The sequence below is a fragment of the Streptomyces sp. NBC_00341 genome (assembly GCF_041435055.1).
Taxonomy (GTDB): Bacteria; Actinomycetota; Actinomycetes; order Streptomycetales; family Streptomycetaceae; genus Streptomyces.
Genome location: NZ_CP108002.1, coordinates 827,119 through 849,509, shown reverse-complemented (window position 1 = coordinate 849,509; position 22,391 = coordinate 827,119). Strand labels below are relative to the sequence as shown.

Annotated in this window: 16 protein-coding genes; 5 read left to right on the top strand and 11 right to left on the bottom strand. The window is 71.8% G+C overall.

Features of this window, described 5'->3' with window-relative positions:
- Positions 1–30 precede the first annotated feature (30 nt).
- Positions 31–903, top strand: coding sequence for a methylenetetrahydrofolate reductase (locus OG892_RS03735; protein WP_328867923.1), 873 nt, complete (start codon positions 31–33; stop codon positions 901–903).
- Between the two features lie 12 nt (positions 904–915).
- Here the strand turns inward: OG892_RS03735 and OG892_RS03730 are convergent, their stop codons facing one another.
- Genes OG892_RS03730 through OG892_RS03715 form a run of 4 tightly spaced genes read right to left on the bottom strand, consistent with a single transcriptional unit; the run spans position 916 to position 8,133 of the window.
- Positions 916–2,706, bottom strand: coding sequence for an ABC transporter ATP-binding protein (locus tag OG892_RS03730; protein WP_371628446.1), 1,791 nt, complete (start codon positions 2,704–2,706; stop codon positions 916–918).
- Positions 2,703–4,451, bottom strand: coding sequence for an ABC transporter transmembrane domain-containing protein (locus tag OG892_RS03725; RefSeq protein WP_371628445.1), 1,749 nt, complete (start codon positions 4,449–4,451; stop codon positions 2,703–2,705). The genes OG892_RS03730 and OG892_RS03725 overlap by 4 nt, the downstream gene beginning before the upstream one ends.
- A gap of 53 nt (positions 4,452–4,504) precedes the next feature.
- Positions 4,505–6,286 (bottom strand): ABC transporter ATP-binding protein, encoded by a 1,782-nt coding sequence (locus tag OG892_RS03720; RefSeq protein ID WP_073736165.1) that lies wholly within the window; start codon positions 6,284–6,286, stop codon positions 4,505–4,507.
- Positions 6,283–8,133 (bottom strand): ABC transporter transmembrane domain-containing protein, encoded by a 1,851-nt coding sequence (locus OG892_RS03715; protein ID WP_371628444.1) that lies wholly within the window; start codon positions 8,131–8,133, stop codon positions 6,283–6,285. Before OG892_RS03715 ends, OG892_RS03720 begins: the two co-directional genes overlap by 4 nt.
- Before the next feature lie 263 nt (positions 8,134–8,396).
- Between OG892_RS03715 and OG892_RS03710 the strand changes: the two genes are divergently transcribed.
- Entirely contained in the window at positions 8,397–9,137 is a 741-nt protein-coding gene (locus OG892_RS03710; RefSeq protein WP_371628443.1) for a hypothetical protein, read from the top strand.
- Here the strand turns inward: OG892_RS03710 and OG892_RS03705 are convergent.
- Positions 9,128–12,067 carry an FAD-binding and (Fe-S)-binding domain-containing protein gene (locus tag OG892_RS03705; protein ID WP_073736162.1) on the bottom strand — a complete coding sequence of 980 codons (2,940 nt, stop codon included), beginning with the start codon at positions 12,065–12,067 and terminating at the stop codon, positions 9,128–9,130. The genes OG892_RS03710 and OG892_RS03705 overlap by 10 nt on opposite strands.
- A 42-nt stretch (positions 12,068–12,109) precedes the next feature.
- Positions 12,110–12,553, bottom strand: coding sequence for a MarR family winged helix-turn-helix transcriptional regulator (locus OG892_RS03700; RefSeq protein ID WP_073736161.1), 444 nt, complete (start codon positions 12,551–12,553; stop codon positions 12,110–12,112).
- Positions 12,554–12,774: 221 nt separating this feature from the next.
- On the opposite strand from OG892_RS03700, the gene OG892_RS03695 reads away from it, so the two are divergent.
- From OG892_RS03695 to mltG, 3 genes are all read left to right on the top strand, one after another.
- A complete protein-coding gene (locus OG892_RS03695; RefSeq protein WP_073736160.1) occupies positions 12,775–14,580 on the top strand; it encodes an ABC transporter ATP-binding protein in 1,806 nt (601 codons plus the stop codon).
- Between the two features lie 154 nt (positions 14,581–14,734).
- Complete coding sequence (locus OG892_RS03690) at positions 14,735–15,877, top strand: FAD-dependent oxidoreductase (RefSeq protein ID WP_371628442.1); 1,143 nt, start codon at positions 14,735–14,737, stop codon at positions 15,875–15,877.
- A gap of 390 nt (positions 15,878–16,267) precedes the next feature.
- Positions 16,268–17,107, top strand: coding sequence for an endolytic transglycosylase MltG (gene mltG / locus OG892_RS03685; RefSeq protein ID WP_371628441.1), 840 nt, complete (start codon positions 16,268–16,270; stop codon positions 17,105–17,107).
- Positions 17,108–17,177: 70 nt separating this feature from the next.
- Here mltG and OG892_RS03680 read toward each other — a convergent pair whose 3' ends face one another.
- From OG892_RS03680 to OG892_RS03660, 5 genes are read right to left on the bottom strand one after another with little or no spacing between them, the layout of a single operon-like run.
- Positions 17,178–18,281 (bottom strand): NAD(P)-binding domain-containing protein, encoded by a 1,104-nt coding sequence (locus OG892_RS03680; RefSeq protein WP_073736157.1) that lies wholly within the window; start codon positions 18,279–18,281, stop codon positions 17,178–17,180.
- A 52-nt stretch (positions 18,282–18,333) separates the two neighbouring features.
- Positions 18,334–19,542 (bottom strand): LLM class flavin-dependent oxidoreductase, encoded by a 1,209-nt coding sequence (locus OG892_RS03675; RefSeq protein ID WP_327335560.1) that lies wholly within the window; start codon positions 19,540–19,542, stop codon positions 18,334–18,336.
- On the bottom strand, positions 19,539–20,567 hold the full coding sequence (locus OG892_RS03670; RefSeq protein WP_073736155.1) for an ABC transporter substrate-binding protein: 1,029 nt from the start codon (positions 20,565–20,567) through the stop codon (positions 19,539–19,541). Before OG892_RS03670 ends, OG892_RS03675 begins: the two co-directional genes overlap by 4 nt.
- 55 nt (positions 20,568–20,622) lie before the next feature.
- Complete coding sequence (locus tag OG892_RS03665; RefSeq protein WP_073736154.1) at positions 20,623–21,402, bottom strand: ABC transporter ATP-binding protein; 780 nt, start codon at positions 21,400–21,402, stop codon at positions 20,623–20,625.
- Positions 21,375–22,277, bottom strand: coding sequence for an ABC transporter permease (locus OG892_RS03660; protein ID WP_371628440.1), 903 nt, complete (start codon positions 22,275–22,277; stop codon positions 21,375–21,377). The genes OG892_RS03665 and OG892_RS03660 overlap by 28 nt, the downstream gene beginning before the upstream one ends.
- Positions 22,278–22,391: the final 114 nt, after the last annotated feature.

The window sequence follows — 22,391 nt, the reverse complement described above, 5'->3', positions numbered from 1 at the left end:
CAAGGGAGAACCGCACGAACGAGGAGCACGATGGATTCCCTCTCCACGGCCACCGCCCCAGCCGTCGCCCCGCTGCTCGACGACTTCTCCCTGGAGATGACCGGCAAGGACGTCCCCAATCTCGAAGCGGCCCGCGACCGCATCCCGGCCGGCACCCGGATCAACATCACCTTCCTCGGCAGCGAGGACCTGGACACCCGGCTGTCCGCGGCCCGCGCCGTCCGGCGGCTCGGCTACGTCCCGGTCCCGCACGTAGCGGCCCGCCGGCTGCGCTCCCGGCCGGAACTGGAAGAACTCCTCGCAGCCCTCCGCTCCGACGGCACGGCCGACAACGTCCTGGTCATCGGCGGCGACCCGGCCACGCCCCACGGCCCCTACGACGACTCCCTCGCGCTCATCCGGTCCGGGCTGCTCCAGTCCTACGGCGTACGGCACGTCGGCATCGGCGGATACCCCGAGGGCCACCCGGCCATCGCGGGCCCCGCGCTCTGGTCCGCGATCGAGGACAAGACCACCGCCCTCGCCCGGCAGGGCCTGTCCGGCGACGTCATCACCCAGTTCGGCTTCGACGCCGACCCGGTCCTCGCCTGGGTCGAGGCGGTACGGAAACGGGGCATCGACGCACCCGTGCGCGTCGGGATCCCGGGCCCCGCCGGAATCAAGCGGCTGATGACGTACGCCACGCGCTTCGGCGTCGGCACGAGCACGTCCATCGCGAAGAAGTACGGATTCTCGCTCACCAACCTGATGGGCACGGCCGGCCCCGACCGCTTCATCCGTGCCCTGGCCGAGGGGTACGACGCCCGCCGCCACGGCGTCCTCAAGCTGCACTTCTACACCTTCGGCGGGATCGGGGCCACGTCGCGGTGGGTCACCGAATTCCGGGCCGGCGCGGGCGGCTGACCACCGTCCGTTTCAGGACGAGGGCGGCCGCCCGCCGTGCCACGAACGCCAGAGCGCGGCGTACGCGCCGCCGGCCGCGACGAGATCGTCGTGGGTGCCGAGCTCGGTGATCCGGCCGTCCTCCATCACCGCCACCCGGTCCGCGTCGTGGGCCGACTGCAGCCGGTGCGCGATGGCCACGACCGTCCGGCCCTCCAGCACGGCGGCCAGCGCGCGCTCCGTGTGCCGGGCCGTCCTCGGGTCCAGCAGCGCGGTGGCCTCGTCGAGGATCAGTGTGTGCGGGTCGGCCAGTACCACCCGCGCCAGGGCGAGCTGCTGCGCCCTGGCCCCGTCCGGCCGGTGCCCGCCGTGGCCCAGATCGGTGTCCAGGCCGTCCGGCAGCTCCTCGGCCCACTCGGCGCCGACGGCGGCGAGCGCCGCGCGCAGCTCCGCGTCGGTGGCGTCGGCCGCGGCGATCCGCAGGTTCTCCCGGACCGTGCCCAGGAACACGTGGTGCTCCTGGGCGACCAGGACGACGTGCCGGCGCAGCCGGCCGGGGTCCAGACCGGCCACCGGGACCCGGCCCACCGTCACCGAGCCGGTGTGCGGTGCGTCCATGCCCGCCAGGAGTCTGCCCAGGGTGGTCTTGCCCGCGCCGGAGGGGCCGACGATCACCAGTCGCTCGCCGGGCCTGACCGTCAGGTCGACTCCGTGCAGGACGTCGTCCCCGTCGTCGTAGGCGTAGCGCGCCCCGGCCACCTCGATCACGTCGTGGACCGGTGCGGGAGAGGCAGCCGGTGCGGGAGAGACGGCCGACAGGGCCTGTGCCGCCGTGCCGATCCCCTCCACCCGCGCGAACGAGGCGCCGCTGCTCTGGAGCTGCTCCATCTGCTGGAGGATGACGTCCAGGGGCTGGGACAGCTGACGCAGGTACAGCGCGGAGGCGACGACCGCGCCGAGGCTCATCGCCCCGTGGTCGTGCAGTACGCCGCCGATCAGCAGGACACCGGCCACCGGGATGACGTAGGAGATGTCCACGGCAGGGAAGAGCACACTGCGCAGGAACAGCGTCCGGGTCCGGGTGCGCCGGCACTTCTCGGTGCTCTCCCGGCATTCCGCGATCCGGCGCCGCTGAAGCCCCAGGGCCTCGACGGTGCGGGCGCCCGCGGCGGTGGCGGCGAGCTGCTCCGCGAGCTCCGAGTTGGCGGCTCCCTCCGCCAGGTACGCGGTGAGCGCCCGGCGCAGGTACCAGCGGGCGGCGAACCGGATGCCGAGCAGGCCCAGCACCCCGCAGGCGCCGAGCAGCGGATCGAGGACGAAGACCGCGCCGAGGATGAACAGCGCCTGGACCCCCGCGACGAGGACCTCAGGACCGGAGTTCCGGAGGGTGGCGCCGACCGCGGCGACATCCGTGGTGCCGCGGGTCATCAGGTCTCCGGTGCCGGCCCGCTCGACGGCCGTGGCGGGCAGTGCGAGCGCCCGTTCGGCGAACTGTTCCCGGATACGGGCCAGGGTCCGTTCACCGAAGCGGTGCGCGACGAGCCCGGCGTAGCGGACCAGCAGCAGCTGCGCCACGGCGAAGACGAGGATGGTCAGCGCGAGGCGGTCCACCTCGGCCACCCCGCCGCCCGCCCGGACCTCGTCGATGATGCGCCCGAGCAGCCACGGGCCGACGAGCCCGGCAGCCGCGGCGAGGGCGTTGAGCGCGGTCATGGCGGCGAAGGCGCGGCCGTCCAGCCGGATCAGCCGGAGCGCGGCCAGGCGGACCAGGCGTGGTCCGGCGACGGGCAGGGCCCGGTCCGCCGTCCCGGAGCCGGCCGTCATCGCCCGGACTCCCGGGACGCCGGGACGGTTGTGCCGGGGGCGTCGTCGTCCGCGCCGCGGGACACCAGCCCGCGGTATCCGGGCTGCCCGTCCAGGAGCTCGCGATGGCTTCCGACCGCTGCGACGGAGCCGTCGACCAGGTAGTACACGGTGTCCGCCCGGTCCAGCAGGAGCGGCGACGTGCTGGTGACGACCGTGGTGCGGCCGGACCGCGCGGTGTGCAGCCGTGCCGCGACGGCCGCCTCGGTGTGGGCGTCGACCGCCGAGGTGGGCTCGACCGCCAGGAGCACCTCGGGATCGGCCAGCAGGGCCCGGACCAGCCGGACGCGCTGGCGCTGTCCCCCGGAGAGGTTGCGGCCCTGTGCGTCGACCGGCGAGTCGAGCCCGTCCGGCAGACCGCGCACGATGTCCTGCGCCATGGCCGCGCGGACGCTGCGGCCGATGGCCTCCTCGTCCCGGTCCCGCGCGCCGCAGATCACCTCGCGCAGCGGTCCGGCGAACAGATCGGCCTCGTTGTCCGCCACCAGGATCCGGCGGCGGACCCGCGTCAGGTCGATCTCGTCGAGGCGGATCCCGCCCCAGGTCGCGGCCGACTCCGCGAACCGGCCGAGACGGTCGACCACCGCCGCCGAGTCCGAAGGGCGGGCGCTGACGAGCGCGGTCAACCTGCCCGGCTCCACCTCGACGCCGGATTCCGGATCACGCAGCGCGGACGGCTCGGAGGGCCCGTCCGAGGTGGCCTCCGTGCCCGGGGAAGCGGGCTCCAGAGCCAGGAACCGGATGATCCTGCGGGCGGCGACCAGCCCCCGGCTGAGGGAGTAGCCGCCCTCGATGAAGAACGAGACGGGCACCACCAGCACCGCCGTGTACCCGTACACCGCGACCAGCTCGCCCACGGTGAGGGTCCCCTGAGCGGCCATCCGGGCCGCCAGCCAGGTCACGACGCCGAGGAACAGGGTCGGCAGCCCGACACCGAGGGCCTGGATCCAGCTGGTCACCGTACCGACCCGGTACCCCTCCGCCGTCAGCTCCCGCGAACCCCGCCGGTAGCGCTCGCCGTACACCTCCTTGCCGCCGATCCCGTTGAGGACGCGCAGGCCCCCGACGATGTCCTCGAAACGGGCGGCGAGCGTGCCCTCCTGCTCCCGGTACGCCGCCTCGACGCCCTGCAGCCGCCACAGCAGCGGGCCGGCCAGCACCGCGAGCAGCGGCACGCCGAGCAGCACCACCACCGCGAGCAGCGGCGAGACGGTCAGCAGGAGCACGGCCACCACGACATAGGCGAGGACCGCGCCGACCCCGGGGCCGGTGATGGTCAGCGTCGCGGCCATCACGGCGACATCGCGGAACCCGATCGTGACGACCTCCCCGCCCGTGACCCGGCGCGGCAGCTCCGCACCCAGCACGGTCGCCTGCCTGACCACGACCGCCACGGACCGGAACGCGGCGTCCATGCGCACCCTGGTCATCGTGCGGTGCCGCATGATCGCCAGCCACGCGTTGAGCACCCCCACACCCAGCAACGCAGCGACCCAGCCCGCCAGCGCGGACCACCGCCCCGGTTCGAGCCCGTCGTCGATGGCGCGCGACAGCAGGTACGGCGGCAATGTCAGACAGACCATCCAGGCACTGCCGAGCAGCGCACCGGCGGCGATCCGGTGGCGCTGGCTGGTGACCAGCCACCACAGGTAGCGCAGTGCGCTGCGACAGTCGGGCGTCCCCGGATCCGCATAGGAATCTGTCATGTACCGACATTAACGATCCCCGGATGGCCGGTGGATCCGGGGGACCTCCCAGCTCAGCCGTGCCAGGACCGCCACAGCGCCGCGTAGGCGCCGTCCGCCGCCACCAGCTCGTCATGGCTGCCCAGCTCGCTGATCCGGCCCTCCTCGACGACCGCGATCACATCCGCGTCGTGCGCCGTGTGCAGCCGGTGCGCGATGGCCACGACCGTACGGCCGTCCAGCACCCGGGCCAGCGAGCGCTCCAGATGACGGGCCGCGCGCGGGTCCAGCAGCGACGTCGCCTCGTCCAGCACCAGCGTGTGCGGATCGGCCAGCACCAGTCGGGCCAGCGCGATCTGCTGCGCCTGTGCGGGAGTGAGCACCAGACCGCCCGAGCCGACCTCACGGTCCAGCCCCTCGTCCAGGGCCCTGGCCCAGCCGTCCGCGTCCACCGCGGCCAGCGACGCCCACAGCTCCGCGTCCTTCGCACCGGCACGGGCCAGCAACAGGTTGTCCCGCAGGGTCCCCACGAACACATGGTGCTCCTGGTTCACCAGTGCGACATGCGTACGCACGTGCTCCGCGGTCATCCGCGACAACTGCGCACCGCCCAGCGAGACCTCACCCGTGCGCGGCGCGTAGATACCGGCCAGCAGCCGCCCCAGCGTCGACTTGCCCGCACCGGACGGGCCGACGAGCGCCAGCCGGGTGCCCGGAGCGACGTCCAGCGACACCTTGTGCAGGACGTCGAGCCCGGCCCGGTAACCGAAGCGCACCTCGTCGGCGCGCACGTCCCGGCCGTCCGGGGCCACCGACGCGTCGCCCGCGTCCGGCTCGATCTCGCGGACCCCCACCAGGCGCGCCAGTGACACCTGGGCGACCTGCAACTCGTCGTACCAGCGCAGGATCAGGCCGATCGGGTCGACCATCATCTGGGCGAGCAGGGCGCCCGTCGTCAGCTGCCCCACCGTGAGCCAGCCCTCGATCACGAACCAGCCCCCGAGCATCAGGACCGCGCCCAGGATCGTCACGTACGTGGCGTTGATGACGGGAAAGAGCACGGACCGAAGGAACAGCGTGTACCGCTCCCAGGCCGTCCACTCCTTGACCCGCTGGTCCGACAGCGCGACCCGGCGCGCACCCAGCCGGTGCGCCTCCACGGTCCGCCCGGCGTCCACCGTCTCCGCGAGCATGGCCGCGACCGCCGCGTAACCTGCGGCCTCCGAGCGGTACGCGGACGGCGCCCGGCGGAAGTACCAGCGGCAGCCGATGATCAGCACCGGCAGCGCGATGAGCACCGAGAGCGCCAGCGGGGGAGCGGTGACCGCGAGCGCGGCGAGCAGCAGACCCGCCCACACCACACCGATGGCCAGTTGCGGCACCGCCTCGCGCATGGCGTTGGCGAGCCGGTCGATGTCCGTGGTGATCCGCGAGAGCAGATCACCCGTCCCGGCCCGCTCCAGCACACCCGGAGGCAGCCGGACGGAGCGCACGAGGAAGTCCTCGCGCAGATCGGCCAGCATCTCCTCGCCGAGCATCGCGCTGCGCAGCCGCATCATCCGGGTGACCACGGTCTGGATGACCAGCGCGACGGCGAACACCGCGGCGGTGCGCTCCAGATGGAGGTCGGTGACCCCGTCGGACAGGTCCTCGACGAGCCCGCCCAGCAGGTAGGGCCCGGCGATCGAGGCGACCACCGCGACCGTGTTGAGCAGGGTGACCACGAGGAACGGCCGCCGATGGCGCCGCATCAGCTCCCCGACGTAACTCCGTACGGTCGCGGGGGTGCCGACCGGCAGGGTGGTGGCCGACTCGGGTGCGGCCGGGTCGTAGGCCGGTGGTGCGAGGCCGGTCATGCCCTCTCCTCGATTTCCTCGTGGGTGTCGATCGGGTGGACCGCGCCGTCCCCGCCCGGCGGGGCCGGGATCTCGTCGTCGGTCTCGCGGGTGACGACCGCCCGGTACAGCGGTTCGCCGTGCAGCAGTTCACGGTGGGTGCCGACGGCCACCACCGTGCCCCGGTGGACCAGCGCCACCCGGTCCGCCAGGTCGAGCAGCAGCGGCGACGAGGCGAAGGCCACCGTCGTACGGTCCTTGCGCAGCGCCTTGATCCCCGCGGCGACCCGCGCCTCCGTGTGCGAGTCGACCGCGGAGGTCGGCTCGTCGAGCACCAGCGCCTCCGGGTCGGTCACCAACGAACGCGCCAGGGCGAGCCGTTGGCGCTGGCCGCCGGAGAGCGACCGGCCGCGTTCGGTGATCCGGGTGTTCATCGGGTCTCCGTCCGAGTCGACGGACGCGTGCGCCAGGGCGCTCAGGACGTCGTCGCACTGGGCGGCCGACAGCGCGTCCCCGGCGGTCACCCGGCCGGACGACGGCACGTCCAGCAGTTCGCGCAGGGTGCCGGAGAGCAGCACCGGGTCCTTGTCCTGGACCAGTACGGCGGTCCGGGCCGCGCCCAGTTCCAGTTCGTCCAGGGGGACTCCGCCGAGCAGCACGGACGGCACCTCCTGGTCCGCCGTCCCGCTCTCGACGGCGCCGTCCCTGGCCACCTCGGGCTGGGCGTGGCCGCCGAGCCGGTCCGCGAGCCGTCCGGCCTCGTCCGGATCGCCGCAGACCACCGCGGTGAACAGGCCCTCGGGCGCCATCAGTCCGGTGACCGGGTCGTACAGGTCCCCGGCCGGTGCGGTGTCGAGCGTCGAGGGGCGGGCGACCCGGTTCAGCGACAGCACCCGGACCGCGCGCTGTGCGGACGGCCGCGAGAAGGAGTACGCCATGGCGATCTCCTCGAAGTGGCGCAGCGGGAACAGCAGCAGCGTCGCCGTGCTGTACACGGTCACCAACTGACCGACGTCGATCTTCCCGTCACGGGCCAGCGCGGCGCCGTACGTGACCAGCGCGATCAGCAGGACGCCCGGCAGCAGAACCTGGATCGCGGAGATCAGCGACCACATCCGCGCACTGCGAACGGCGGCCTTGCGGACCTCCTGCGAGGCCTGCCGGTAGCGGCCGAGGAACAGTTCCTCACCGCCGATACCGCGCAGCACCCGCAGCCCGGCCACGGTGTCGGAGGCCAGTTCGGTGGCCTTTCCGGCCTTCTCGCGCTGGAGGTCGGCGCGGCGGGTGGCGCGGGGGAGGAGCGGCAGCACGCCCAGCGCGAGCACCGGCATGGCCAGCGCCACCAGCACGCCCAGCGAGGGCAGATACAGCACGAGACCGACACAGATGATGACCAGGGCGGCAGCGGCTGCCACGAACCGGGAGAGCGCCTCGACGAACCAGCCGATCTTCTCCACATCACCTGTCGACACCGCTACGACCTCGCCCGCGGCGACCCGTCGGGTCAGCGCCGAGCCGAGCTCCGCGGTTTTGCGGGCCAGCAGTTGCTGGATCCGGGCGGCCGCGGTGATCCAGTTGGTGACGGCGGTCCTGTGCAGCATGGTGTCGCCCACCGAGATCAGCACGCCGAGCACCGCGATCAGCCCGCCGGCCAGTGCGAGCCGCCCGCCGGACCGGTCGACGACCGCCTGCACGGCGAACCCGACGGCGAGCGGCAGCCCGGCGAGGGCGCACTGGTGGAGCAGGCCCCAGGACATGGCCTTGAGCTGTCCGCGGATCTGGTTGCGGCCGAGCCAGATCAGAAAGCGAGGACCCGACCGGACATCGGGATCGCCGGGATCCGGGTACGGAAGATCGCGAATTTGCATGACGTCCCAAAGATCGGAAGGAGCTGAGGTCCGCGAGGACCTCTAGAATCACGTGGGCAGGAGCGTGTGGGCAGGAGCATGTGGGGGGACCAAACCGTCCAATCCTCGCGTCCGGCCGTGGGCGCGGCAAACCCTTTTACGTACGGGGGACCGCGCGCACCGACGCCGGTCGGGGGGTGTCGGGGGGTAAAGATTCGGCACGCATTCGCCGCGGCCCGCACGGGTGGGCGGGGCCGGACGCCGTCGGATGCGACCATGGACGGATGCATATAGCCGGTGCGGTACGAGTGGTGGTCTCGGCGGCCGCCTGCGGAGTCCTGCTCACGACCCTGACGTCATGCGGCGGGGACCAGGACGCGAAGAAGGACGACGCGCCGTCCGCCGATGCCCGGAAGCCGAAGGACAAGGCGCAGACCACCGACCTGAAGCGCATTCCGGACGTCGGCGACCGTTGGCAGTCGAAGATCCCGGGCAACTCCCGTCAGGTCGTCACCGTGTACGGCGAGGGCAAGAACTCCGCGGACTCCACGGTCGTGCTCTACACCAAGTCAGGTTCCACCTGGGACAAGGCCGCCGATTGGAAGGCCCACAACGGGAAGAAGGGCTGGGCCGACAACCACCACGAGGACGACAAGCGCAGCCCAGTCGGTGTCTTCACCCTCACCGACGCGGCCGGCGTACTGCCCGACCCGGGCGCCCGGCTCCCGTACACGCAGTCGGCGTCCATCCAGGCCCCGCACTACTGGGCCAAGTCCCACTGGCACGACTTCGACTACGTCATCGCCATCGACTACAACCGCGTCAAGGGCACCCCGCCCAACGACCCGACGCGGCCCGAGGGTCAGACCAAGGGCGGCAGCATCTGGCTGCACATGGATCACGGCAGCGGCACCTCGGCCTGTGTGAGCCTGCCGAAGACGGCCATGGAGAAGCTCCTGCGCACCCTCGACCCGAAGCAGCACCCGGTCGTCGTCATGGGCGACCGGGCGGCCCTTCAGGCCTGACCGGGACCGGGCCTGGTCGCCCGCTCCAGCTCCATCAGCACCGAGTAGTACGAACGGCCCGTCGCCCGGTCCATGCCGATCTCGCACATCCGGTTGGCCGAGAGATACGTGTCGTACTCCCGGGTGTTCACCTCTGCGGCCTCCTTCGCGGTCGCGGAGGCCGTCAGCTCCTCGTGCAGCATGCCTCGGTCGCCGGCGAATCCGCAGCACGCGGCGTCGTCCGGTACGACGACCTCCCGGGCGCAGGCCTCCGCGACCGCGCGCAGGTGGGCCACATCGCCCAGATGCTCCATCGAGCACGTCGGGTGCAGGACCGCGGAGCCGGTCCGGCGCAGCACCGTCAGCTCCGGCAGGAGCTCGTCGGCGGCCCAGACCAGTGAGTCGACGACGGTCAGCTCGCGGTGCAACGCCCGGTTGTCCTCGGTCAGATACGGCACCACCTCATGGGCGATGCCCAGCGTGCAGGACGAGGCGTCGACGACGAGCGGCAGCTTCCCGCCCGCGGTCCAGCCCCAGGCGGCCTCCACGATCCGGTTGGCCATCACGGCGTTCGCGGTGTCGTACCCCTTGGAGTGCCAGATCGTCGCGCAACACGTTCCGGCGACGTCCTCGGGGATCCAGACCGGCTTTCCGGCCCGCGCGGAGACGGCGACCACGGCCTGCGGCAGCGACGGGAGGTGCTGCCCCTCCGGGCCGCCGAAGATGCGGTTGACGCAGGCCGGGTAGTAGACGGCGCTCGCTCCCGCCCTCGATGTGGGCGGCAGTTTGCGGGCGGCGGCTCCGGGGATCTCCGGCAGCCACGCGGGCATCAGATCGGGGCGCACGGCCCGGCGGGCGAGACCGGTGACGCCTTCGAGGAGCCGGTCGTCGATCCGGCTCGCCGCGGCGACGGCGAGCCGGGCCGCCGTCTCCACGGCACGGAAGTTCTTCGCCGTGAGCGCGGCGATCCGTTCCTCGCGCGGGGAGTGCCGCTGGTGGCGGAAGCCCTTCATCATGGCGCCCGTGTCGATGCCGACCGGACAGGCGAGCTTGCAGGTGGAGTCGCCCGCGCAGGTGTCGACGGCGTCGTAGCCGTAGGAGTCGAGGAGTCCGGTCTCCACCGGAGAGCCGTCCGGCTGCCGCATCATCTCCCGGCGCAGCACGATGCGCTGGCGCGGTGACGTGGTCAGATCGTGGCTGGGGCAGGTCGGTTCGCAGAATCCGCACTCGATGCAGGGGTCGGCCACCGGCTCGACGCGCGGGATGGTCTTCAGTCCGCGCAGATGGGCCCTGGGGTCGCGGTCCAGGACGATCCGGGGCGCCAGCACGCCGTCGGGGTCGATGAGCTGCTTGGTCCGCCACATCAGTTCGGTCGCCCGCGGTCCCCACTCCAGCTCCAGGAAGGGCGCGATATTGCGGCCGGTGGCGTGTTCCGCCTTGAGCGATCCGTCGAACCGCTCCACGGTCAGCCGGCAGAAGTCCGCCATGAACGCGGCGTACCGGTCGACGTCGGACGGCTTCGCCGCGTCGAAGGCGAGCAGGAAGTGCAGGTTGCCGTGGGCCGCGTGGCCCGCCACGGCGGCGTCGAAACCGTGCTCGGCCTGGAGCGCCAGCAACGCCTCGCACGCGTCGGCCAGCCGGGAGGGCGGTACGGCGAAGTCCTCCGTGATCAGGGTCGTACCGGACGGCCGGGAGCCGCCCACCGCGGTGACGAAGGCCTTGCGGGCCTTCCAGTAGCCGGAGATGGTCTTCGCGTCCCGGGTGAACTCATTGGTGACCGAGGTGACGGGCCGCACCAGCTCCAGCCGCCGCACCACACCGGCCGCCGCCCGCTCGTACGCCTCCTGGCCCGCGTCGTCCGGCGCGCGGAACTCCACCAGCAGCGCGGCGGTCTCCTTCGGCAGCCCGGCCCAGTCGGCGGGTACCCCCTGGACGCTGACGGAGGCCCGCAGGGTGTTCCCGTCCATCAGCTCGACGGCGATGGCGCCCGCTTCGTTGAACAGCGGGACGGCGGCCGCCGCCGCGGTCAGGGACGGGAAGAAGAGCAGCGCGGTGGAGACCCGGCGGTCCAGCGGCAGTGTGTCGAAGACGACCTCGGAGATGAAGCCGAAGGTCCCCTCCGAGCCGACCATGAGCCCGCGCAGGATCTCCACGGGCGTCGTGCCGTCGAGGAACGCGTCGAGCCGGTAGCCGTTGGTGTTCTTGATCTCGTACTTGGCCCGGATCCGGGCGGTGAGCCCGGCATCGGCCTCGATCTCGGCCTTCAACGCGAGGAGCCCCGCGCAGAGCTGCGGCTCCGCGTGCGCCAGGTCCTCGTCCGCAGCGGGATCGCCGGTGTCCACCACCGTGCCGCCGGGCAGCACGAAGGTGAGCGAGGACACCGTCCGGTACGAATTGCGGCTGGTGCCCGCCGTCATCCCTGAGGCGTTGTTGGCGACGACCCCGCCGATCGTGCAGGCGATCGCGCTGGCCGGGTCGGGTCCGAGCAGCCGGCCGTGCCGGGCGAGGGTCGCGTTGGCCCGCATGATCGTCGTCCCCGGCCGGATGCGGGCCCGCGCCCCGCCGTCCAGGACCTCGATGCCCGCCCAGTGGTGCCGTACGTCGACGAGGATGTCCTCGCCCTGCGCCTGGCCGTTCAGGCTGGTGCCCGCGGCCCGGAAGACGACGTTGCGGCCCTTGCCGTGCGCGTACGACAGGATCGCCGAGACGTCGTCGATGTCCTCGGGGACGAGCACGACCTGGGGCACGAACCGGTAGGGGCTGGCATCGGAGGCGTACCGCACCAGGTCGGAGATCTTCCACAGCACTTTCCGGGGCCCCAGCAGGGCGGTCAGCTCGCTCCGCATCGGCTCGGGTGTGCCCGGTGCCTGCTCGTCGGGCACCCGGTCGTGGGCGGGGCTGCGCATCGCCCCGGGGCTCAGGGCTTCCGGCTTCGGCTCCAGCAGCGGCATTCGAGGTCCCCTCGGCGGCTCGGTGGGGTGCTTCGCCCCCGGTCAGCAGCGGCGCTCCGGCATTCCGTCGACCAGAGCGGTCAGCAGGCCGCCGAGCACGTCACGCTGATCGGCGGTCAATGGAGCCAGGATCTCCTCTGCGGCCGCCCGGCGCCCGTTGCGCAGCGAGCGGAGCGTGGCGGTGCCCTCGTCGGTGATCTCGATCCGGACGACCCTGCGGCTGTCCGGATCGGGGACCCGACGCACCCGGCCGCTGGCCTCCAGGCCGTCCACCAGGGTGGTGACGGCGCGCGGGACCACATCGAGGCGCTGCGCGAGATCCGCCATCCGTGGCGCACGGTCGTACTGGGCGACGGTGCGCAGCAGCCGGAACTGCGCGGGAGTGATGCCGGCCGGCTCCAGCTGACGGCTCTGAATGCGCTGGAGCCTGCGGGTCAGCCGCAGCAGCTGTTCGGCGAGCAGGCCGTCGGGGTCGGGGGAATCCATAGGAGGAACAATATCAGGACCCTGTTCATTGTGAGTAGAGGTAACAATGAGCTATGCTCCTATCTGCTGGACTGCTCAGGGCCGTCAATCCCGGAAATCCCGGCAGGCCGTAGATCCGTACGGGCCGCCGACCCGGACCGCCCCGGACCGCTGACGCGCACGGCGTCGCAGGCGGTCGCAGCCCTCCTCTCCCTGTTGCCGCACGCCTGACGAAGGAGCCCATGAAACCCGACGAACCCACGTGGACACCCCCGCCCCCGGATGCCGAGCAGCCACCCGCCGAACTGCGCCGCATCCTCCGCCTCTTCCATCCGTACCGCGGCCGCCTCGCGGTGGTCGGACTGCTCGTCGGCGCCTCGTCGCTGGTGTCGGTCGCCTCGCCGTTCCTGCTGCGCGAGATCCTCGACACCGCCATTCCGCAGGGGCGGACCGGACTCCTGTCGCTGCTCGCGCTCGGCATGATCCTCACCGCCGTGATGAACAGCGTCTTCGGTGTGCTGCAGACCCTCATCTCCACCACTGTGGGCCAGCGTGTGATGCACGATCTGCGCACCGCGGTCTACACCCAGCTCCAGCGGATGCCGCTCGCCTTCTTCACCAAGACCCGCACGGGCGAGGTCCAGTCCCGGATCGCCAACGACATCGGAGGCATGCAGGCCACCGTCACCTCGACGGCGACCTCGCTGGTCTCCAACCTCACCGCGGTCATCGCCACCGTCGTCGCCATGATCGCGCTCGACTGGCGGCTGACCATCGTCTCGCTGCTCCTGCTGCCGGTCTTCGTCTGGATCAGCCGCCGGGTCGGCCGCGAGCGCAAGAGGATCACCACCCAACGGCAGAAGCAGATGGCCGCCATGGCGGCCACCGTCACCGAATCGCTCTCCGTCAGCGGCATCCTGCTCGGCCGCACGATGGGCCGCTCCGATTCGCTCACCAAGGGCTTCACCGAGGAGTCCGAGCGGCTGGTCGACCTCGAAGTGCGCTCCAGCATGGCCGGACGCTGGCGGATGTCGACGATCGGCATCGTCATGGCCGCCATGCCGGCCGTCATCTACTGGGCGGCGGGCATCACCCTCCAGTCCAGCGGACCCGCCGTCTCCATCGGCACGCTCGTCGCCTTCGTCTCTCTCCAGCAGGGCCTGTTCCGGCCCGCCGTGAGCCTGCTCTCCACCGGCGTGCAGATGCAGACGTCCCTCGCGCTCTTCCAGCGGATCTTCGAATACCTCGACCTCACGGTCGACATCACGGAGCCGGAGAACCCGGTCCGGCTGGAGAAGATCCGCGGCGAGATCCGCTTCGAGAACGTCGACTTCAGCTACGACGAGAAGGGCGCGCCCACGCTCAGCGGCGTCGACGTGGCCGTGCCCGCCGGCGGCAGCCTGGCCGTCGTGGGCCCCACCGGCTCCGGCAAGTCCACTCTCAGCTACCTGGTGCCCCGGCTGTACGACGTATCCGGCGGACGGGTCACGCTCGACGGCGTCGACGTACGGGATCTGGACTTCGACACCCTCGCCAGGGCCATCGGGGTGGTCTCCCAGGAGACGTACCTCTTCCACGCCTCGGTCGCGGAGAACCTGCGCTTCGCCAAGCCGGACGCCACCGATGACGAGATCGAGGCGGCTGCCCGCGCGGCACAGATCCATGACCACATCGCGTCGCTGCCCGACGGCTACGACACCCTGGTCGGTGAACGCGGCTACCGGTTCTCCGGTGGCGAGAAGCAGCGCCTGGCCATCGCCCGCACGATCCTGCGCGACCCGCCGGTGCTGATCCTCGACGAGGCGACGAGCGCCCTCGACACCCGTACCGAATTCGCCGTGCAGGAGGCGATCGACGCGCTCTCCGCCGGGCGCACCACCCTCACCATCGCGCACCGGCTGTCCACCGTGCGCGACGCGGACCAGATCGTCGTTCTGGACGGAGGGCGGACCGCCGAGCGCGGCAGTCACGAGGAACTGCTCGACCAGGGCGGTCGCTATGCGGCTCTCGTCCGCAGGGACACCCAGCTCGCCCCGGCGGCGGGCTGACGGGCCGCCGGACACGCCGAGCGCGCGAACGAACTTGTTCGTTACGAACGCGTTCGTTATGGTGGGATGTGCCCTGGCTGTTCTGTCGCTGCCGAGGGCGCCGGCCCTCCGGGAATCCTGCGGCCGGCATTTCCGACGAGCCGGAGGTACCACCATGAGCACCGTGCGCCACCCCATCGCGATCATCGGCGCCGGCCTCGGCGGCCTCACGCTCGCCCGCGTACTGCATGTGAACGGGATCGAGGCGGCGGTCTTCGACCTGGAGGCCGACCGGAGCGCCCGTACCCAGGGCGGCATGCTCGACATCCACGAGGATTCCGGCCAGGCGGCCCTGCGCGCCGCCGGCCTGCACGAGCTGTTCCGGGAGAAGGTCCATCCCGGCGGCGAAGCCATGCGGGTCCTGGACAAGCGCGCCCGGGTGCTGCATGAGGAGGCGGACGACGGTTCGGGTGACCGTCCCGAGATCGACCGAGGAGACCTCCGCGATCTGCTGCTCGACTCGCTGCCCGAGGGCACCGTGCGCTGGGGCAGCAGGATCACCGGCGCCGCGCCCACCGCCGACGGGCAGCACGAGGTGGCGCTCGCGGACGGCACTTCCTTCACGGCCGGACTGCTCGTCGGGGCGGACGGAGCCTGGTCCCGCATCCGTCCGCTGCTCTCCGATGCCGTCCCCGCCTACACCGGCGTCTCCTTCGTGGAAATGGACCTCTTCGAGGCCGATGCCGACCATCCCGAGTGCGCCGAGCTCATCGGCGGCGGGATGTTCTTCGCGCTCGGTGACAACAAGGGACTCCTCGCACACAGCGAATCCGACGGCAGCCTTCACGTCTACGCCGGGCTGCGCGCCGCCGAGGACGGGCTGTCGGCGATCGACTTCACCGACGCCGAAGCCTCCAAGGCCGCCATCGCCCAGCGCTTCGCGGACTGGGCGCCCGGCCTCCGGCGGCTGATCACCGACGCCGACGGCCCGCTGGTGCCGCGCCTCATCCACGCGCTTCCCGCAGGGCACCACTGGAAGCGCACTCCGGGCGTCACCCTGCTCGGTGACGCCGCACACCTGATGTCGCCCTTCGCGGGCGAAGGCGCCAACCTCGCCATGATCGACGGCGCAGATCTGGGCCTGGCGCTCGCGGCTCACCCGGGAGACATCGAAGCGGCGCTGACCGCCTACGAGGAACCCCTCTTCGTGCGCAGCGCGAAGAGCGCCCAGGAGTCCGCCGAGGGCCTGGAAATGATCTTCAATGACCGGGCGCCGCAGCCGCTCGTGGACATGTTCACCTCGTTCGCCGCAGGGTGAACCCCGGCCCGGGACCCCACACGACGGCGCCGCCGCTCCCGTGGGACGGGGAGCGGCGGCGCCTGATCGAGCCTTGGTCAGATGAGCCAACCCACGAAGTGGACGACACCGGCCAGCAGGTTGGTGAGGAAGTTCATCTGGTGTTTCTCCTTGTGCATGGTGATTCTCCGGGACAGCACAGTCGCGGTCTGCAGCCCGTCGCTTGCGCCCTGTAATCATCATGTGCCGCACGGCAGCTGAGCAACGAATACCGATACGACCACGCGTTCCAGCGAACACCCGATCCCCTGTTCGTACGTTCGCCTCCGGTGCTGCACGTTGAGGAGCGGGGCGCGTGTCGCCGGAGGCGGGGTGCCCAAGGAGCGGACGGGTGCGGGATAGCGTGCCCGCATGGTGAACGAGTCCCCGGACACCCCGCCCCCTCGCAAGCTCCGCCCGACCCGGCGCGGCCGGCTGGCGCTGCTCGTCGGCGCCGTGCTCGTCCTCGTGGTGGCCGCCGCCGTGCTCGTACCGTTGCTGACGCGGGAGCAGTCAACCGAGCGGACCCGTTCGCTCCTGGTCCCCGAGGGGTGGCGGGCCTCTCAGGTGTACGCGGCCGTGGACAAGGTGCTCGATGAGCCGTCCGGCACCACGGAGAAGGCTGTCGCCACGGCCGACCTGCCCCTCCCGGCGGCGGCGAAGGGCAACCCCGAGGGCTACCTCTTCCCGGCGACGTACCCCGTCACCTCCGGCACGACCCCGGAGAGCCTGCTGCGCTACATGGTGGACACCGCGGCCAAGCGGTTCGGCGCGGACCACATCACGGCCGGGGCGCAGCGCAACGGCGTCACGGTCTACCAGACGGTGACGCTCGCCAGCATCGTGCAGGCGGAGGCGGACACCGAGCCGGACATGGGCAAGGTGGCCCGGGTCGTGCACAACCGGCTCGCGCGTGACATGCCGCTCCAGATGGACTCCACGCTCAACTACGCGCTGAACCGCAGCACCCTGGACACCACCACGGGCGACACGAAGATCGACAGCCCGTACAACAGTTATGAGCGCAAGGGGCTGCCGCCGACCCCCATCGGCAATCCTGGGGAGCAGGCGATGGTCGCCGCGGTCAGCCCCACGCCGGGCCCCTGGCTCTACTTCGTCACCGTCGCGCCGGGCGACACCCGTTTCACCGCCGACTACGCGGAGCAGCAGCGCAACGTCGCGGAGTTCAACCGCAACCGCCGCGGCGGCTGAGCCGCATCCGGGTCTCCGCCGTGGTGCGGGGGGAGCGCTCAAGCTCTCCTCCGTGGTGCGGCGGGTTCATTCACGCCGCGGACTCCGCAGGTTCGGCGGCCGGCCCGGTGCGCTCCAGCAGCCGTCCGACCGCCCGTGCGGCGGCCCGCCCCGCCCGGTTGGCGCCGATCGTGCTGGCGGACGGACCGTAGCCGACGAGCTGGACGCGCTCGTCGCGTACCGCCTGGGTCCCCTCGACCCGGATGCCGCCGCCCGGCTCGCGCAGCCTCAGCGGGGCGAGGTGGTCGACGGCGGGCCGGAATCCGGTCGCCCAGAGGATCACATCCGCCTCGACGGTGTGGCCGTCGTCCCAGGCGACACCGTCCGGAGTGATCCGGTCGAACATCGGCAGGCGGTCGAGCACCCCCGACTCGCGGGCGCGCCGGACGGCGTCGGTGACCGGCAGCCCGGTCACGCTCACCACGCTCTGCGGCGGCAGCCCGCGCCGCACCCGGTCCGCCACCATGGCGACCGCTGCCCGTCCCCGGTCCGCGTCGAACGGGCCCTCGCGGAAGACCGGCGGCCGACGCGTCACCCAGTGGGTGTCCGCGGCCACCTCGGCGATCTCCATCAGGTGCTGGGTACCGGAGGCCCCGCCGCCCACCACGACGACCCGCAGTCCGGCGAACTCGGCGGGCCCCGGATAGTTCGCCGTGTGCAGCTGGCGGCCCCGGAAGGTGTCCTGGCCCGGGTAGCGCGGCCAGAACGGCCGGTCCCAGGTCCCCGTCGCGTTGATCAGCGCGCGCGTCGCGTACGTCCCCTCGGAGGTCTCCACGAGCAGCCGCCCGCCGTCGCCCTCGCGCACCGCGCTCACCTCCACCGGCCGGTGCACCCGGAGACCGAAGGCGCGCTCGTACGAGTCGAAGTACTCCCCGATCACCTCGGAGGAGGGCCTGCTGTCATCGGCGCCGGTCAGCTCCATGCCGGGCAGCGCGTGCATGCCGTGCACCTTGCCGTACGTCAGCGACGGCCAGCGGAACTGCCAGGCGCCACCCGGGCGCGGGGCGTGGTCGAGCACCACGAAATCGCGGTCCGGCTCCAGGCCCGTACGGCGCAGGTGGTAGGCGGCGGACAGACCCGCCTGCCCGGCACCCACCACCACGACATCCACTGGCTGCGCCCCGATGTTGTTCACGCTTCTACCAACTACGCGGGGTGCGTGGATCTTCCCGGGCCCGTCGCGGGGCTCAGCGCCCCCCGGCGATCAGCAGCGGCGCACCACCCGGAGCGGAGGCCGGACGGCCGTTCGCCGCGGGGACCGCCGAGAGCGGGGACGACGGGACCGTCGACAGCAGCCCCCGGGCCGCCAGCTCCGGAGCGACGCCCTCGCCGAACCAGTACGCCTCCTCCAGATGCGGGTATCCGGAGAGCACGAAGTGCTCCACCCCCAGGGCGTGGTACTCCTCGATCCGGTCCGCGACCTCGGCGTGGCTGCCGACCAGCGCGGTGCCGGCGCCGCCCCGTACCAGGCCGACACCGGCCCACAGGTTGGGCGCGATCTCCAGCTTGTCGCGCGAGCCCCCGTGCAGCGCCAGCATCCGCTGCTGCCCCACGGACTCGCTCCGCCCCAGCGCCTGCTGGGCCGCGGCGACCGTGTCGGCGTCGAGATCGCCCAGCAGCCGGTCGGCGGTCGCCCACGCCTCGCGCGACGAATCGCGCGAGATGGTGTGCAGCCGGATCCCGAACCGGACAGTGCGGCCCTGCTCCTCGGCGAGCCCCCGGATCCAGTCGATCTTCTTCTTCACGTCGGCGGGCGGCTCGCCCCAGGTCAGGTAGACATCGGCGTGCGCGGCCGCGACCGGCCCGGCGGCGGCCGACGAACCCCCGAAGAAGATCTCCGGCAGCGGATCCGGCGGCAGCGCCGTCAGCCCGCCCTCCACCTGGTAGTGCTCACCGTCGAAGTCGAACGGCCGGCCGCTCCACGCACCCCGCACCACCGACAGGAACTCCGCGGTCCTCGCGTAGCGCCGGTCATGGTCCAGATGGTCACCGAACCTACGCTGCTCCGTGGAGTCACCGCCCGTCACGACATTGAGCAGCAGCCGCCCCCGGGTGATCCGCTGATACGTCGCGGCCATCTGCGCGGCCAGGACCGGCGAGATCACGCCCGGCCGGAACGCCACCAGGAACTTCAGCCGCTCGGTGTGCTGGGCCAGCGCCACGGTCGTGAGCCAGGCGTCCTCGCACCAGGTCCCGGTCGGCGTCAGCACCGCCTCGAACCCCAACTGCTCGGCGGCCTTGGCGATCTGCGCCAGGTACTCGATGTCGGGTGCGCGCACCCCGCTGACCGGAGTGATCCGGTCCCGCTTGATCCCGCCGTCGGTGTACGCGTGCCGGTCGACGAGCGTGCGCCCGTCGCCGCCCGTGGGCAGGAACCAGTGCAGGTGGACGTTCATGAGGAGGCCTTTCCGTACGAGCGCGGGGTCGCGGAGGACGCGGGGAGGTCGCGGTTGAAGCGGGTGTCGACGAAGTCCTTGAAGACGAAGCGGCGCGGGATGAGCTTCAGATCCGCGAAGGTGTCCGCGATCTCCTGCTCGGAGGCGATCGCGGCCGGGTCGATGGCGACGGGGACCCGGGTACCGGCCGTCAGCTTCACCGCGTCCAGTGCCACCTCGTACGGCAGCCCGGTCTCCTTCGCCCAGACCTTCGCCCACGCGTCGGGGTGTTTGAACACCCAGCCCTGCGCCCGGTTCAGCCGGACGAGCAGATCACCGATGGCCTTGGACTTCCCGGCATCCTTGAGCGCGGCGGGTGAGGCGACCTGGAACCCGAGACCGTTGACGACCCCTTCACCCGTCGTCAGGACCCGCGCCTTCCCGCCGCGCAGCACCTGCGAGGTGTACGGGTCCCAGATCGCCCAGGCGTCGACCTTGCCCCGGGTGAACGCGGCCAGGGCGTCGGCCGGCTGGAGGTACTTCAGCTTCACGTCCGAGAGGCTGAGCCCCGCCTTCTTCAGAGAACTGATGAGCTGGAAGTGGGCGGAGCTGCCCTGGGCCACAGCGATCGACCTGCCCTTGAGCTGGGCCGGACTCCGCAGCGGTGAGTCCTTGGGGACCACGATCGCCTCACCGGCCGAGGAACCGTGCGTGGCGCCCACCACCACGACCTTGGAACCGGCACCTGCGGCGAACACCGGCGGGGTGTTGCCGACCCCGCCGATGTCCACGGCCCCGGCGTTGACCGCCTCAAGTAGTGGCGGACCGGAGGTGAAGGTGGACCATTTGATGCGGTAACCGAGGTCGTCCAGCTCGCCGGAGGCGCGCAGGATGGCCTCGTAACCACCCTTCTGATCACCGATGTTGAGCGTGACGCTGCCCTTGCCGTCGGTGCTGCCCGCCGTGGAGGCGGAGCTCGCGCCACCGCAGGCGGTGAGCAGCAGGGCAAGGGGGAGCAGGAGCGCGGGCAGGGTACGGCGATTCATATCGTCTCTCTCCGGTCCGGACAGGGGAGGTTCAGAAGCTGCGGGGATCGGTGATTCAGGAGGTGCCGGTGGGCGCGGGGGCTGTCTCCACGCCGAGTTCGGTGAGCAGCCGGGTGCGCAGCGCGGCGAACTCCGGTGTACCGGGGTTACGCGGCCGGTCCAGGCCCACCGACGTCTCGTAGGCGATGGCGCCGTCCCGCATGACCAGCGCGCGATCGGCGAGGAGCAGTGCCTCGTCCACGTCGTGCGTGACGAGCAGTACGGCGCAGCCCCGGCGCTGCCAGAGCTCGGCCACCAGCTGCTGGGCCTTGATCCTGGTCAGCGCGTCGAGTGCGCCGAACGGCTCGTCGAGCAGCAGCAGATCGGGCTCGCGGACCAGCGCCCGAGCGAGCGAGGCGCGCTGTGCCTCACCGCCCGAGAGGGTCCTGGGCCAGGCCCCTGACCGCTCGCTGAGCCCGACCTCCGCCAACGCCTTCTCGGCGACGTCCCGTTCCGGCTTCCCGGGCAGCCCGAGCAGTACGTTGCGCCAGACCCGCTTCCAGGGCATCAGCCGCGGCGCCTGGAACGCCACGGCCCGGCGCCGGGGCACCAGCACCGTCCCCCGGATCTCCCGGTCGAGGCCGGCGAGCACCCGCAGCAGGGTCGACTTGCCGCAGCCGCTGCGCCCGAGCAGCACGGTGAACTCCCCGGCGCGCAGGGTCAGATCGAGCCCGTCGATGACGTCCCGGCCGTCGAAGGAACGGGACAGCCCCTCGACCCGTACGGCGGCTTCCGGCAGCGTGCCGGCCTGGGCGGGGGAGTGGTTGGTCACTGGCCCGTGAAGGTCGGTCGCCATTGCAGCAGCAGCCTTTCGAGAATGCGGACGATGACATCGGCGGCGAGGCCGAGGAAGGCGTAGACCACCAGGCAGACGACGATGACGTCGGTACGGAAGAACTCCCTGGCCTGGTTCATCAGGAAGCCGATTCCGGCATCGGCGTTGACCGACTCGCCGAACACCAGAGCCAGCCACGCGGTCGCCAGCGAGTAGCGCAGCCCCGTCATGGCCCCGGGCAACGCCCCCGGCAGCACCACATGCCGCACCAGCCCCCAGCGCCCGAGCCCCAACGACTCACCTGCCTCGATGAGTTGGGGATCCACACCGCGAATGCCCGCATACACGTTGAGATACAGATGGAAGGCCACACCCAGCGCGATCAGCGCCACCTTGGGGGCCTCACCGATTCCCAGCCAGATGATGAACAGCGGGATCAGCCCGACCCACGGAACGGTGCGCAGCATCTGGACGCTCGCGTCGACCAGATCCTCACCCAGCCGGGAGAGCCCCGAGACCAGCGCGAGCGCCGTCCCGACAGCGCCGCCGAGCACCAGCCCCACCGCCACCCGCTGGAGGGAGACGGCCATCGCGGAGGTGAGGGTCCCGTCCGCGATCAGATCCCATCCCGCGCGGGCGATGGTGCCGGGCGAGGCCAGTACGTCCGGATGCAGCACACCTGTGGCGCTGAACACCTGCCACAGGGCCAGCAGCAACAGCGGACCGGCGGTGCGCCGAAGCCACCGCGGTACGTTCCGCAGCCGCACCCCGCGGGCGGTGGCCGGCGTCACGGGCTCCAGGTCGAGCGACCGGGGCCGAACCGCACCTTCCGCCTGGCCGGATTTTGCCATTTCGGCTGATATATCAGGTGGGGCGAGAGCGTGATCGAGAGTCATGTGGGCTCCACGAACGGTTCATGGCGATGGAGGTGCCCCGGCACCGGGCACCCGGGCAGGCGACGGCCGTGCGGTACCGGCGGGGGTCACGAGGAACCACCGCGAGCATCCGGC

Bases quoted from the DNA above. Each gene is read 5' to 3' on its own strand.
- OG892_RS03705 (WP_073736162.1), bottom strand. From the start codon at position 12,067: ATGCCGCTGCTGGAGCCGAAGCCGGAAGCCCTGAGCCCCGGGGCGATG.
- OG892_RS03675 (WP_327335560.1), bottom strand. From the start codon at position 19,542: ATGAACGTCCACCTGCACTGGTTCCTGCCCACGGGCGGCGACGGGCGC.
- OG892_RS03720 (WP_073736165.1), bottom strand. From the start codon at position 6,286: ATGACCGGCCTCGCACCACCGGCCTACGACCCGGCCGCACCCGAGTCG.
- OG892_RS03710 (WP_371628443.1), top strand. From the start codon at position 8,397: ATGCATATAGCCGGTGCGGTACGAGTGGTGGTCTCGGCGGCCGCCTGC.
- OG892_RS03690 (WP_371628442.1), top strand. From the start codon at position 14,735: ATGAGCACCGTGCGCCACCCCATCGCGATCATCGGCGCCGGCCTCGGC.
- mltG (WP_371628441.1), top strand. From the start codon at position 16,268: ATGGTGAACGAGTCCCCGGACACCCCGCCCCCTCGCAAGCTCCGCCCG.
- OG892_RS03670 (WP_073736155.1), bottom strand. From the start codon at position 20,567: ATGAATCGCCGTACCCTGCCCGCGCTCCTGCTCCCCCTTGCCCTGCTG.
- OG892_RS03700 (WP_073736161.1), bottom strand. From the start codon at position 12,553: ATGGATTCCCCCGACCCCGACGGCCTGCTCGCCGAACAGCTGCTGCGG.
- OG892_RS03735 (WP_328867923.1), top strand. From the start codon at position 31: ATGGATTCCCTCTCCACGGCCACCGCCCCAGCCGTCGCCCCGCTGCTC.
- OG892_RS03695 (WP_073736160.1), top strand. From the start codon at position 12,775: ATGAAACCCGACGAACCCACGTGGACACCCCCGCCCCCGGATGCCGAG.
- OG892_RS03725 (WP_371628445.1), bottom strand. From the start codon at position 4,451: ATGACAGATTCCTATGCGGATCCGGGGACGCCCGACTGTCGCAGCGCA.
- OG892_RS03715 (WP_371628444.1), bottom strand. From the start codon at position 8,133: ATGCAAATTCGCGATCTTCCGTACCCGGATCCCGGCGATCCCGATGTC.
- OG892_RS03665 (WP_073736154.1), bottom strand. From the start codon at position 21,402: ATGGCGACCGACCTTCACGGGCCAGTGACCAACCACTCCCCCGCCCAG.
- OG892_RS03660 (WP_371628440.1), bottom strand. From the start codon at position 22,277: ATGACTCTCGATCACGCTCTCGCCCCACCTGATATATCAGCCGAAATG.
- OG892_RS03730 (WP_371628446.1), bottom strand. From the start codon at position 2,706: ATGACGGCCGGCTCCGGGACGGCGGACCGGGCCCTGCCCGTCGCCGGA.